The sequence below is a fragment of the Streptococcus mitis genome (assembly GCF_003942775.1).
Lineage (GTDB): Bacteria > Bacillota > Bacilli > Lactobacillales > Streptococcaceae > Streptococcus > Streptococcus mitis_CN.
In genome coordinates this window covers 17,108-29,708 of sequence record NZ_RJNX01000006.1, presented here as the reverse complement: position 1 = coordinate 29,708, position 12,601 = coordinate 17,108, and the positions used below count along the sequence as shown (strand labels likewise).

The window sequence follows — 12,601 nt, the reverse complement described above, 5'->3', positions numbered from 1 at the left end:
TTACTCTCTTTCAACCTCATGTTTCTTTGTAGTTGATTACCTCACATTCCTTGTATTCGCTTACATAAAGTATTATAATATGATTGTAGGAAAGAAGGTGTTTTTATGTGGAAAAAATATTTTTCAAAATATAGATGGACAGATTTATTTTGGATTTTATTTGTCATTTTGACCTGCCTCTATATAGGTAACCATGATTTGTTTCCTCTCAATCATCAAGAAATCTCTCTTCGTGGTAGTTTCTGGGGATTTGTACTTGCCTTATATCAATTGCTATTTATTGATAAGTTTGTTATCTCGAATCGAAAATAAATATGAGGTATATGCCTGACTGCCCACTGTTAGGATTGATTTTGGAGGAAAGATTTTGTCTCTATTATTTATTGCTTTAAATTTATTTATTTTGTACAAGATTTATTCTTTGAGGCGGGAGAAATCGAAATACTTGATTTATACGGCCTATATCATATTTGGAGTAAATGTAACATATGGTATTCAATGGTTATTAAGAGAACTGATTTCAAATATTTCCTCTTAATATGTATGGGAACTATAACAAAACGCATAAGATTAAGGTTTTTGTGAGCACCTGTTCTTATGCGTTTTTGTAATATTGAGGATTTTCAGTAAGTTTTCTACCTTTGCGAAGTCTAGTTTAGAATGCTTTCCCAACCAGAATCTCTGCTTCAATTGTAATCTCTGTCAGTTGGCTCCAGTCAATCTTGCTCTGGTCGATGTGAAAGAGAAGAGGGGTCATGCTGAGTAGGGCTTGGAGTTGTTCTGCTGTGATAGTCTTAGTTAGAGAGGCTGTTTGGTTAGATAGGATGGTAAAGTGTTCTTGGAAATGATTTTTGATATCTTGGTTGGAATAGTCCTTGTTTGTCAGCTGGTCTTGTACCTTCTGACGGATTTCCTTGAGGTGATTTTTAGTTGGAATAACCTTTATCAAGATACCGTCTTTGGATAAAACGCGACGAAATTCTCCGTAATTGGCAGGGGAAAAGAGATCAAGTAAGATATCCATACTGGCATCTTGCAGAGGAAGGCGAGAAAGGTCCCCAACGAACCAATTGACTGCCCAGTTGGGTTCACTCTTGGCAGCGATTTGGACGGAATCTTTGGAAATATCAAAGGCATAGAAGGTTTTGTCAGGATGACTTTCTTGGAGTTTGCGAGAATAGAATCCTTCGCCACAACCGATATCTAAAATTGTTTTGGCATTTTTTGAGTTTGAAAGTAAATCAGAGACGGCCTCTAAAATAGCTTGATAAAAGCCAGCTTCTAGGATTCGTTGACGGTTTTGAAAATTTTCCTTGTCGTAATTAGCGGATTGCTTGATTTGGGGCGCCAGATTGACATAGCCGAATTTTGACAGATCAAAAGAATGGTGATTGCTACACTTGAGACTGCTAGCTACTAGAGGTAGCTTTTCTTGACAGATGGGACAGGCAAAGGCAGTAGCAGAAGCAAAACGTTGAAGTTTGGGTTTGAGATTTGTATTCATAGTTTAAGTGTATCAAAAGAGGCAAATGAAAGCAACTTTAGGAGTAAGTAGATGGGAGATTCAGTAGAAATAAAACTAATACTCTTCGAAAATCAAATTCAAACCACGTCAACGTAGCCTTGCCGTACTCAAGTACAGCCTGCGGCTAGTTTCCTAGTTTGCTCTTTGATTTTCATTGAGTATAATTCTCCAATTTATAAAATGGAATTGCTTTTATATCTAAATTGCTATATAATAATGATAAGGAGGAAATAAGTATGTTAAAAGAAGTATTAACCGTTGCAAAAGTTGCGAAAAAATCATCACTCTTTTTGGGTGGTGTCGCATTTGGTACCCTTGGCTTGAAAATCTTAGCAAGTAAGGAAGCTAAAAAAGGTTATTCTAAAGCTTTGGCTAAGGCTTACAAGTTGAAAGACGGGCTAGATGCATCTGTTTCTGTTGTGAAACAACATGGAGACGATGTCTTGCAAGATGCCAAATATTTGTACGAGCAAGAGAAAAAAGAAGAGCAATTAGATAGCCTTATAGGAGAATAATATGTCTTTTAAAGTGCTACATAGAGGATACCAACATATCCGACTATCATCTTCTTTTTCACTCACCTTGGATATTCAAGACTATCTTCGTTCCTTGGCGAGAGATGAAAAGGGGATTGAGTCTATCCAGTTTTACATGGATCAACAGCACTTTACTCTACGTATAAAAGAAGGCTTTTCTGTATTAGATAATGCAGAAGCCTTTTTAAAAAGAATTGATAAAGGGAAAGTTTCTGAGTTGATGACTCTTCCCATTCGTAGAGAAGAGAGTGCTTATTCTATTGTTTCAGGTGCAGCGATTAAGCGTATACTTTTTCGTAGTTTTGTGCCGTATCCTATTCGCTATATATGGACTTGTTATCAGGCTTTTGGCTATATTAGAGAAGCCTATCAAACACTAGCGCGTAAGGAACTAACGATGGAGGTCTTGGACTGTTCGGCGATTTTATTGTCCTTGTTTATGAACCAATCCAAGACAGCTAGCAATATCATGTTTATGCTTGATTTGGGGAATCATTTAGATCAGTGGTCCTTGAAAAAAACTGCAACAGATTTAGAACAAAGCCTTCTTGCAAAAGAGAGCGATGTATTCTTAGTACAGGGCGATACGGTTGTTAGTATCAAGAGTTCCGATGTTCAAATAGGAGATGTCTTGGTCCTATCTCAAGGAAATGAAATTCTGTTTGATGGACAAGTAGTTTCAGGTTTAGGTATGGTCAACGAAAGTTCCTTGACGGGAGAGAGTTTTCCAGTTGAAAAAAGAGAGTCTGATTTGGTTTGTGCAAATACAGTATTAGAAACTGGAGAGTTGCGCATTCGTGTAACCGATAATCAGATGAACAGCCGGATTTTACAGCTGATTGAGTTGATGAAGAAATCTGAAGAAAACAAGAAAACGAAACAACGCTATTTCATCAAAATGGCGGACAAGGTCGTCAAATATAATTTCTTGGGGGCTGGTCTGACTTACCTATTGACAGGTTCTTTTTCTAAGGCTATTTCTTTCCTATTGGTCGATTTCTCCTGCGCTTTGAAAATCTCTACTCCTGTAGCTTATTTGACAGCTATCAAGGAGGGGTTGAATCGTGAAATGGTGATTAAGGATGGGGATGTTCTGGAGAAATATCTGGAAGTTGATACTTTCTTGTTTGATAAGACGGGAACAATCACAACTAGTTATCCTATAGTTGAAAAGGTGTTACCTTTTGGGGACTATAGTGAGGAAGATATTCTCAGAATCAGTGCCTGTCTTGAGGAACACATTTATCATCCTATTGCTAATGCTATCGTCAAGCAAGCTGAGATAGAGGGAATTGAACATGAGGAAATGCATGGGAAACTCCAATATATCGCAAGCAAGGGGATCAAATCTCATATAGATGGGCAACCAGTTCTTATTGGGAATTATGTCTTGATGCAGGATGAGCAGATTCATATCAGTTCAGAACAAAATGCTTTAATTGAAGAGTACAAGAGTCACTACAATCTCTTATTCTTGGCTTATCAGAATGAATTGATTGGAATGTTCTGCATTCATACTCCTTTGAGAAAAGAAGCAAAAGCAGCCTTGGAGAAACTTAAGGCACAAGGGAAAAAATTGATTCTGGCAACAGGGGACACCTTGGTTAGAACAGAGGAATTAGTCAAAGATTTGCCCTTTGATCAGGTCTATACAGACTTGAAACCTGATGGGAAATTTGAGTTAGTAGAGGAACTGCAGAAAGCAGGTCACACTATTTTGATGGTTGGAGATGGATTGAATGACTCAGCGGCTCTAACCCTATCAGATATCGGTGTGGTGATGAATGAGAGTGCAGATATTTCTAAGCAGATGAGTGATATCTTATTGTTAGATAATCGCTTGGATTTCTTCCAAGATTTGGATTCGCTATCATCATCTTTGCAAACACTCATCAAGAAGAATATTCAAGATACCGTTGTCGTAAATAGTAGTTTGATTGGCTTTGGCTTATTTAATTGGCTCAGTCCTTCAAATCTCTCTATCTTACATAATCTAACAACCTTGCGCATTGTACTGCGTAGCCTGTCTATTAAAAATAGATAGATGAGAGTTATTAACAGCAAAAAGGAGTTACCTTTCTCGAGGTTAACTCCTTTGTTTATAGATAAATGTTGAATAGTTTAGTAAGTCAATACAAAGTATTTTTTCTTACCGCGACGGATAACAGTCAGTTCGTTCTCAAGCTTATCTGCGTCACTTAAGACATAGTCAAGGTCTTGGATGCGGTCACCGTTTACGTAGATAGCTCCATTTTGTACATCTTCACGGGCTTGGCGTTTTGAGTTAACTACACCAGATGAGACGAGCAGTTCCACAATATTGTGGTTTTCGTCTACTTGTACTTGGTAGTTTGGCACACCACGAAGTCCTTGTTTGAGCTCTTTAACAGAAAGGTTTTTGATGTTTCCTGCAAAGAGTTGCTCAGTGATGTTGAGGGCTTCTTTGTAAGCTTCTTCGCCGTGAACAAGTGTAACGACTTCACGAGCCAAGACTTTTTGAGCCAAGCGTTCGTGTGGAGCCGCTTCAAATTGTTTACGGATGTCTTCAATCTCATCAAGTGACAAGAAAGTAAAGATCTTCAAGAAGCGAACAGCGTCAGCGTCCATAACGTTCATCCAGAATTGGTACATTTCGTATGGAGAAGTCTTTTCAGGATTGAGCCAGACGGCATTTCCTTCTGATTTACCAAATTTCTTACCAGTTGCATCGGTAATCAGTGGAACAGTGATAACGTGGCCAGTCTTATCAGCCTTACGACGAAGTAATTCGGTACCAGCTGTCATATTTCCCCACTGGTCAGAACCACCAATTTGAAGCGTTACGTTGTGGTCTTGGTTAAGAACGAAGAAGTCGTAACCTTGCATGATTTGGTAGGCAAACTCAGTGTATGAAATTCCTGTTTCAATCCGTTTTTTCACAGACTCCTTGCTCATCATGTAGTTGACAGTGAAGTATTTTCCGATATCACGGAGGAAGTCAATGAAGCTGATGCTGCCAAACCAGTCGTAGTTGTTGACCATGACAGCCTTGTTTTCACCATTTTCAAAGTCAAGAAAACGAGAAAGTTGTCCTTGGATAGACTTGACCCAGCCATTTACTGTGTCTTTTGTTTGGAGACTACGTTCAGCATCTTTGAAGGACGGATCTCCGATGAGACCTGTAGCACCGCCAACGAGCGCATAAGGTTTGTGACCTGCTAGCTGCAAGCGACGACTTGTCAAGATTGCGACAAGGTGGCCTAGGTGAAGGCTGTCAGCAGTTGGATCGTAGCCAGTATAATAAGAAACTTGACCTTCTTCTAGGGCTTTACGCAAAGCTTCTTCATCAGTCGTTTGAAAAATCAAACCACGCTCTTTTAGCTCATCAAAAATGTGCATGTGTCTTTTCTCCTTTTTAAAAATATTGTTTCTACCTATTGTATCACAAACTTGGGCAATAGCCTAGTAGAATAGGGAAGAAAGTGCCTATTTTATTGAAAGTTTACCTTTTATGGTATAATAGATAGAGTGAGGAAATCCATGCAAAATCAATTAAATGAATTAAAACAAAAAATGCTGGAATTTTTCCAGCTAGTAAAATCAAAAATAAATCATAGGAAATCAGAGAAAGTCTCAAAAGAGAAGAAGTCGGATGGGACAGGTGGGAAAATCCTGCCTATCCTAGGTAGCATCTTAGCCGCTATCAAGGGAATTTTGAATATGCTCTTTATTCTAGGCTTTATCGGTGGGCTTTTTGGTGCTGGTGTAGCTCTTGGTTATGGGGTTGCTTTGTTTGACAAGGCCAAGGTTCCCCAAGCGGAGGACTTGGTCAAGCAGGTTAAAAATATTTCTTCCATCTCAGAAATTGTTTATGCAGATGGGAGTGTCATTGCTTCTATCGAGAGCGACCTACTGCGAACTTCTGTTTCATCTGAGGAAATATCAGACAATCTCAAAAAGGCTATCGTTGCAACTGAGGACGAACATTTTCTTGAACATAAGGGGGTTGTGCCAAAAGCTGTGATTCGGGCGACTTTGGGAACCTTTGCAGGTTTGGGCTCATCTAGCGGGGGCTCGACCTTGACCCAACAGTTAATCAAACAACAAGTGGTCGGAGATGCTCCTACTTTGGCTCGTAAGGCTACAGAAATTGTTGATGCCCTTGCCTTGGAACGCAGCATGAGTAAGGATGAAATCTTGACTACTTATCTCAATGTCGCTCCCTTTGGTCGAAATCATAAAGGACAGAATATTGCAGGTGCCCAGCAAGCTGCTGAAGGGATTTTCGGTATCGATGCCAACAAGCTGAGTATTCCCCAAGCCGCTTTCTTAGCAGGTTTGCCACAGAGTCCGATTACTTATTCCCCTTATGAAAATACTGGAGAGTTAAAGAGTGATGAAGACTTAAAACTTGGTTTGAAGCGGGCCAAGGATGTTCTCTACAACATGTACCGTACGGGTGCTTTAACTAAGGAAGAGTACGACCAGTACAAGGATTATAATCTCAAGCAAGATTTCTTGCCATCAGGAACTGTCAATGCTGTTTCGAGGGATTACCTTTACTTTACGGCTATGGCTGAAGCGACAGACCGTATGTATGATTATTTAGTTCAACAGGACAATGTCTCTAGTCAGGAGTTGAAAAAGGAAGCGGTTCAAAAGGCCTATCATGAGCGAGCTGAGCAGGAACTAAGTAACGGTGGCTATAAAATCACTACAACGATCAATAAAAAAATCCATAACGCCATGCAAAATGCAGTTGCTAACTATGGTCGTTTGGTAGATGATTCAACTGGGCAACCTGAAGTAGGGAATGTTTTGATGGACAATAAAACGGGGGCTGTTCTAGGCTTTGTTGGTGGTCGTAATTACCAGACTAACCAAAACAATCACGCCTTTGACACTAAGCGCTCGCCAGCCTCTACAACCAAGCCTTTGTTGGCCTACGGTATTGCCATTGACCAAGGTTTGATGGGAAGCGCTAGTATCTTGTCCAATTATCCGACAAAATTCTCTAATGGCAATCCTATCATGTATGTAAATAGTCCAGGTACAGGCATGATGACCCTGGGTGAAGCCTTGAACTATTCGTGGAATATCCCAGCCTATTGGACCTATCGCATGCTTCGTGAGAAGGGCGTGGATGTCAAGGGGTACATGGAGAAAATGGGTTACGAGATTCCAGAGTACGGTATCGAAAGTTTGCCTATGGGTGGTGGGATTGAAGTCACAGTTGCCCAGCATACCAATGGTTATCAAACAATTGCTAATAACGGTGTCTACCATCAGAAACATGTGATTTCTAAGATTGAATCACCTGACGGTAGAGTAATCTATGAATTCCAAGACAAACCAGTTCAAGTGTATTCGAAGGCAACAGCAACGATTATGCAGAGTTTGCTTCGTGAGGTGATTTCATCTCGGATCACTTCAAGTTTCCAAACGGATTTGGCTTCTATCAATTCAAACTTAGCTCGTGCAGACTGGATTGGTAAGACTGGGACAACCAATGAAGATGAAAATATGTGGCTCATGCTTTCGACACCAAGATTGACTCTAGGTGGTTGGCTAGGGCATGATGACAACCGCCCAATGGCTAAGGGGGCTGGGCATTATCGAAACGCCAAATATATGGCTTACTTAGTCAATGCTATCCAACAGGCTGAACCTGGTGTTTGGGGCAATGAACGCTTTAATCTTGATTCTAGTGTGACTCAATCTCAGGTCCTCAGATCTACAGGACAGAAGCCGGGCAAAGTATCCGTTGATGGAAAAACAGTTGATCTTTCAGGTTCTATTGTAACGAGCTATTGGGCTAACAAGGCGGGAGCTCCTACGACAAGCTATCACTTTGCTATTGGAGGAAGTGAAGCAGATTATCAAAACGCTTGGTCAAGTATCGTTAGCACACTACCAACTCCTTCTAGCTCAAGTAACAGTTCAAGTAGTAGTTCTAGCAGTACATCAAGTTCATCATCACCTACACAATCAAATAGTAGAAGATAGGAAAGTGGTATTGATTGCCACTTTTTTCTTTTTTCCTTTCATGTTACAATAAAGGTATGAATCAGTATCAGAAAAAGATTGTTAAAGGAACTATTTATTCGCTCCTATCCGGCTTAATCTGGGGAATCTGTGGAATTTTAGGAGAATATTTCTTTACTCATTATCAAGTGTCCTCTGGTTGGATTACTTCTATGCGTTTGACGCTGGCAGGGAGTCTTGTGCTTATTTGGTCAGCAATGCAATTAAAATCGCAAGTGCTAGATATTTGGCGAGATAAGAAAAATTACCTGCCCTTTTTAGCCTATGCTATTTTGGGGATTTTTTCAGTTCAGTATTTTTTCTATCTCTGTGTAGAATACTCAAATGCAGCGACAGCAACTATTTTACAGTTTATCAGTCCTGTCTTTATCCTCTTTTACAATCGCTTGGTTTATCAAAAACGAGCGTCAAAAAGCGCTATTTTTTATGTTTTGGTTGCCATGTTGGGTGTTTGCTTGATGGCGACAAAGGGAGATCTCTCTCAATTATCCATGACACCGCTAGCACTTGTGACGGGTTTGCTGAGCGCCATGGGGGTCATGTTTAATGTTATCTTACCTCAACCTTTTGCTAAGCGTTATGGGTTTGTACCCACGGTTGGGTGGGGGATGATTTTGGCAGGTTTATTTAGCAATGTCCTCTCGCCGGTTTATCAGCTTTCCTTTACTCCTGATATTTGGAGTATCTTGATTTGTCTCATTATCGCTTTCTTTGGAACGGCTTTTGCCTTTTTTATTTCCATGAAGGCTGTTTCCTTGGTTTCTCCTTTGGTGGTTTCCGTTATCAGTGCCAGTGAACCTCTCTCTTCTGCTCTCTTGAGTGTTTTATTTTTAGGCTTGGTAGTGGATTGGTCCCTTCTTCTAGCTATGGCGCTGATTATTTTACCCATGATTTTCCTATCGATAGAAGAAGCGAAAGAAAGTGAATAAAAAGTCTTTTCTTAATTCTAAAAGTGTGCTATACTAGAATAGTCAATAAAACACGGGGAGATAGTTGTGAAGAGTGTTTTTAGGTTGTATCGGTAGGGGCTTGCTTTTACCGACAGCACGTTTTATCTCACATCCCTAAAAATCATACCTAAAAACAAACAAAAAGGCTTCAAATTTGAGGCCTTTTTTGGTAGAATAGGTATCATTAAAATGAACTAGGAGGCGCTTATGACTGCTACAAAAATGAACGCACAAGAAATTATCCAATTTATCGCCAATGCTGAAAAGAAAACCAGTGTTAAAGTAACCTTTGAAGGACAACTTGCAACTGCTGTACCAAGCTCTGTTGTTAAACTAGGGAATGTCCTATTCGGAGATTGGAAGGACGTGGCTCCGCTTCTCGATGGTTTGGTAGAAAATCAAGACTATGTTGTTGAGCAAGATGCTCGTAATTCTGCAGTTCCCTTGCTAGACAAACGTGCTATCAATGCTCGTATCGAGCCAGGTGCTATTATCCGTGATCAGGTTGAAATTGGAGACAATGCTGTTATCATGATGGGAGCAGTTATCAATATTGGCGCTGAAATTGGCGCAGGAACCATGATTGACATGGGTGCTATCCTTGGTGGCCGTGCTATCGTTGGGAAAAACAGTCACGTTGGTGCAGGTGCCGTTCTTGCAGGTGTGATTGAGCCAGCTAGCGCAGAACCAGTCCGTGTTGGAGACAATGTTCTCATCGGTGCCAATGCAGTGGTTATCGAAGGAGTCCAAATTGGTAGTGGTTCAGTTGTCGCAGCAGGAGCTATTGTTACCCAAGATGTCCCAGAAAACGTGGTGGTAGCAGGTGTTCCAGCTCGTATCATCAAAGAGATTGATGCCCAAACTCAACAAAAAACAGCGCTAGAGGATGCGCTTCGTACCTTATAATTGTAAAAGTAATAAAGAGGCGGAACCCTTCTTCCAGCCTCTTTCTGCTATATCGGAGGATAGATAGATGTTAGATTTGATTCAGACTAGACGAGATTTGCACCAGATTCCAGAGATTGGCTTGGAGGAGTTCAAGACTCAGGCTTATTTGCTGGATGTGATTGAAAAATTGACTGCGGGCAAGAATTTTGTTCAAGTTCGTACTTGGCGAACAGGTATTTTGGTTTATTTGCAGGGAAGTCAGCCAGAGCGTACCATTGGTTGGAGAACAGATATTGATGGCCTGCCTATCGTCGAACAAACAGGATTTCCTTTCGCTTCTCAACATCAAGGTCGCATGCATGCTTGTGGACATGATTTTCATATGACTATTGCCTTAGGCTGTTTAGAGCGCGCCCTTGAAGAGCAACCAAAGAACAATCTGCTCTTTCTGTTTCAGCCTGCTGAAGAAAATGAAGCTGGTGGCATGCTCATGTATGAGGATGGCGCTTTTGGAGACTGGTTGCCAGACCAGTTTTATGGGCTTCATGTTCGGCCAGATTTGAAGGTTGGTCAGATTGCGACCAATACTCATACACTCTTTGCAGGAACTTGCGAGGTGAAGATCCGTTTCAAAGGCAAGGGTGGCCACGCAGCCTTTCCACATGAAGCCAATGACGCTTTGGTGGCTGCTAGTTACTTTGTGACCCAGGTGCAGTCAGTTGTCAGCCGCAATGTCAACCCAATCGAGGGAGCAGTGGTGACCTTTGGAGTTTTCCAAGCTGGAACAACCAATAATGTCATCACAGACACAGCCTTTTTGCATGGAACCATTCGGGCTTTGACACAGGACATGAGTCTCTTGGTGCAAAAGCGGGTCAAAACAGTTGCAGAAGGAGTTGCAGCTGCCTTCGATATGGAAGTTGAAGTGGAACTCAAGCAAGGTGGTTATCTGCCTGTTGAGAATAATCCAGTCTTGGCGCGTGAACTAATGGACTTTTTTGAAGAGAAAGAGGGAATCGAGTTGATTGATATCGAGCCTGCTATGACAGGTGAAGACTTTGGTTATCTCCTTTCAAAAGTTGATGGCGTTATGTTTTGGCTAGGTATCGATAGTCCCTATGCCCTTCATCACCCTCAGATGAGTCCTAAGGAAGAGGCTTTAGCTATTGGGGTGGATGCGGTTTCTAGTTTCCTGAAAAAGAAGGCAGCAGAGTAGAGGAATTGTCTATGAAAGCAGAATTACGCAAGCAAGTCTTGCAAGAAATGAAGGCTTTACCTCGACAGCAAAAACAGGCTATAGACCAAGCTTTAACTGAGCGACTTTCACAACACCCTTTTTACCAAGATGCCAAGGTCATCGCAACCTATCTCTCTTTTCCTCATGAGTTTCAAACTCAGAGATTGATTGAGCAGGCGCTGAAGGACGGCAAGAAGGTTCTGATACCCAAAACCTATCCCAAGGGGCGCATGGACTTTGTGGTCTATCATCCACAGCAGTTGGTAAGAACTTCCTTTGGCTTACTGGAGCCACAGGGAGATTTGGAAGTGGTGGATGCCTCTCAGATTGATTTGATTCATGTTCCTGGTCTGACTTTTTCGACAGATGGCTATCGGATTGGATACGGAGGAGGTTATTATGACCGCTATCTGGAACAGTTTTCTGGTCATACTTTGAGTACGGTTTATCCTTGTCAAGTTCAGGACTTTATTCCTGAAAACCATGATATTCCTGTTGAGGAGGTATTAATTGATGAAGGAAATCTTTGATAGACGTTATCCTGTGACGAATTTTTTCCTCTTAGTGACGGCCTTGGTGTTTCTACTAATGTTGGTGACTGCAGGCGGAAACTTTGACAGGGCAGATACCCTATTTCGATTTGGAGCCATGTATGGACCTGCTATTCGCCTCCTTCCTGAGCAGACTTGGCGTCTCTTTTCGGCTATTTTTGTTCATATTGGATGGGAGCATTTGATTGTCAATATGCTTTCCCTTTATTATCTTGGTAGGCAAGTAGAGGAGATTTTCGGATCCAAGAAGTTTTTCTTTCTCTATCTTTTATCAGGAATGATGGGCAATCTCTTTGTTTTTGTATTTAGTCCCCAATCCTTAGCAGCAGGAGCCTCGACTTCTCTCTATGGATTATTTGCTGCAATTATTGTTCTCCGCTATGCAACGCGCAACCCCTATATCCAGCAGTTGGGCCAATCCTATCTGACCCTTTTTGTGATTAACATTATTGGAAGTGTTCTGATTCCAGGAATCAGCCTAGCAGGCCATATCGGAGGTGCAGTCGGTGGAGCATTTCTAGCAGTTATGTTTCCAGTTCGAGGCGAAAGACGGATGTATAGTAGCAGCCAGAGGTTAGGAGCGATAGTGTTGTTCGTAGGACTCGCAGTTTTGCTTTTCTACAAGGGAATGGGGTTGTGACGACTAATATGTAAACTTGAATAAGAAAAAAGCTACTTAAAAAATGAGTAGCTTTTAATGGTTTTGGAACTATTCGAACCAACACAGCTCTAAAAATAAGTCTTTGTGTGTAGATGATTTGAGAAAGTGAGCGCCCATTCTATCGCGAAGAAGTCATTTGTAAATAAGTTTTTTTGCAGAAAATTGAGAATGGTGTGCTTTTTTATTTCTTTTGTATCGTAAGTTTCTAGAATATAATGTTGTATCAGTC

General features: G+C 41.0%; 11 protein-coding genes. 9 read left to right on the top strand and 2 right to left on the bottom strand.

Annotated elements, in window-relative coordinates; translation table 11 throughout:
• The first annotated feature begins 105 nt into the window (after positions 1-105).
• Positions 106-312 (top strand): hypothetical protein, encoded by a 207-nt coding sequence (locus D8848_RS08310; RefSeq protein WP_125420785.1) that lies wholly within the window; start codon positions 106-108, stop codon positions 310-312.
• Between the two features lie 343 nt (positions 313-655).
• On the opposite strand, the gene D8848_RS08305 is transcribed toward D8848_RS08310, so the two are convergent.
• Positions 656-1,504: a methyltransferase domain-containing protein gene (locus D8848_RS08305; protein ID WP_125443452.1), complete on the bottom strand. Its 849-nt coding sequence runs from the start codon at positions 1,502-1,504 to the stop codon at positions 656-658.
• Between the two features lie 257 nt (positions 1,505-1,761).
• On the opposite strand from D8848_RS08305, the gene D8848_RS08295 reads away from it, so the two are divergent.
• Positions 1,762-2,040: a DUF6110 family protein gene (locus D8848_RS08295; RefSeq protein ID WP_000910910.1), complete on the top strand. Its 279-nt coding sequence runs from the start codon at positions 1,762-1,764 to the stop codon at positions 2,038-2,040.
• A 1-nt stretch (position 2,041) separates the two neighbouring features.
• Positions 2,042-4,105, top strand: coding sequence for a heavy metal translocating P-type ATPase (locus D8848_RS08290; protein WP_125443451.1), 2,064 nt, complete (start codon positions 2,042-2,044; stop codon positions 4,103-4,105).
• A gap of 77 nt (positions 4,106-4,182) precedes the next feature.
• Here the strand turns inward: D8848_RS08290 and tyrS are convergent, their stop codons facing one another.
• Positions 4,183-5,439, bottom strand: a complete 1,257-nt coding sequence (gene tyrS / locus D8848_RS08285; protein ID WP_125443450.1) for a tyrosine--tRNA ligase — start codon at positions 5,437-5,439, stop codon at positions 4,183-4,185.
• 141 nt (positions 5,440-5,580) lie between these two features.
• On the opposite strand from tyrS, the gene pbp1b reads away from it, so the two are divergent.
• The 6 genes from pbp1b (at position 5,581) to D8848_RS08255 (ending at position 12,351) form a co-directional block, all read left to right on the top strand.
• Complete coding sequence (gene pbp1b, locus D8848_RS08280) at positions 5,581-8,046, top strand: penicillin-binding protein PBP1B (protein ID WP_125443449.1); 2,466 nt, start codon at positions 5,581-5,583, stop codon at positions 8,044-8,046.
• 56 nt (positions 8,047-8,102) lie between these two features.
• A complete protein-coding gene (locus tag D8848_RS08275) occupies positions 8,103-9,014 on the top strand; it encodes a DMT family transporter (protein WP_125443448.1) in 912 nt (303 codons plus the stop codon).
• A 228-nt stretch (positions 9,015-9,242) separates the two neighbouring features.
• Positions 9,243-9,941, top strand: a complete 699-nt coding sequence (dapD, locus tag D8848_RS08270) for a 2,3,4,5-tetrahydropyridine-2,6-dicarboxylate N-acetyltransferase (protein ID WP_000127460.1) — start codon at positions 9,243-9,245, stop codon at positions 9,939-9,941.
• 67 nt (positions 9,942-10,008) lie between these two features.
• Positions 10,009-11,139 carry an N-acetyldiaminopimelate deacetylase gene (locus D8848_RS08265; RefSeq protein WP_125443447.1) on the top strand — a complete coding sequence of 377 codons (1,131 nt, stop codon included), beginning with the start codon at positions 10,009-10,011 and terminating at the stop codon, positions 11,137-11,139.
• 11 nt (positions 11,140-11,150) lie between these two features.
• On the top strand, positions 11,151-11,690 hold the full coding sequence (locus tag D8848_RS08260) for a 5-formyltetrahydrofolate cyclo-ligase (RefSeq protein WP_125443446.1): 540 nt from the start codon (positions 11,151-11,153) through the stop codon (positions 11,688-11,690).
• The gene (locus tag D8848_RS08255; protein WP_125443445.1) at positions 11,674-12,351 is read left to right on the top strand and encodes a rhomboid family intramembrane serine protease; all 678 of its coding nucleotides are present in this window, start codon (positions 11,674-11,676) and stop codon (positions 12,349-12,351) included. The genes D8848_RS08260 and D8848_RS08255 overlap by 17 nt, the downstream gene beginning before the upstream one ends.
• Positions 12,352-12,601: the final 250 nt, after the last annotated feature.

Excerpts from the sequence above, each read along its gene's own strand:
- D8848_RS08310 (WP_125420785.1), top strand. The coding sequence starts at position 106 with ATGTGGAAAAAATATTTTTCAAAATATAGATGGACAGATTTATTTTGG.
- D8848_RS08305 (WP_125443452.1), bottom strand. The coding sequence starts at position 1,504 with ATGAATACAAATCTCAAACCCAAACTTCAACGTTTTGCTTCTGCTACT.
- D8848_RS08295 (WP_000910910.1), top strand. The coding sequence starts at position 1,762 with ATGTTAAAAGAAGTATTAACCGTTGCAAAAGTTGCGAAAAAATCATCA.
- D8848_RS08290 (WP_125443451.1), top strand. The coding sequence starts at position 2,042 with ATGTCTTTTAAAGTGCTACATAGAGGATACCAACATATCCGACTATCA.
- tyrS (WP_125443450.1), bottom strand. The coding sequence starts at position 5,439 with ATGCACATTTTTGATGAGCTAAAAGAGCGTGGTTTGATTTTTCAAACG.
- pbp1b (WP_125443449.1), top strand. The coding sequence starts at position 5,581 with ATGCAAAATCAATTAAATGAATTAAAACAAAAAATGCTGGAATTTTTC.
- D8848_RS08275 (WP_125443448.1), top strand. The coding sequence starts at position 8,103 with ATGAATCAGTATCAGAAAAAGATTGTTAAAGGAACTATTTATTCGCTC.
- dapD (WP_000127460.1), top strand. The coding sequence starts at position 9,243 with ATGACTGCTACAAAAATGAACGCACAAGAAATTATCCAATTTATCGCC.
- D8848_RS08265 (WP_125443447.1), top strand. The coding sequence starts at position 10,009 with ATGTTAGATTTGATTCAGACTAGACGAGATTTGCACCAGATTCCAGAG.
- D8848_RS08260 (WP_125443446.1), top strand. The coding sequence starts at position 11,151 with ATGAAAGCAGAATTACGCAAGCAAGTCTTGCAAGAAATGAAGGCTTTA.
- D8848_RS08255 (WP_125443445.1), top strand. The coding sequence starts at position 11,674 with ATGAAGGAAATCTTTGATAGACGTTATCCTGTGACGAATTTTTTCCTC.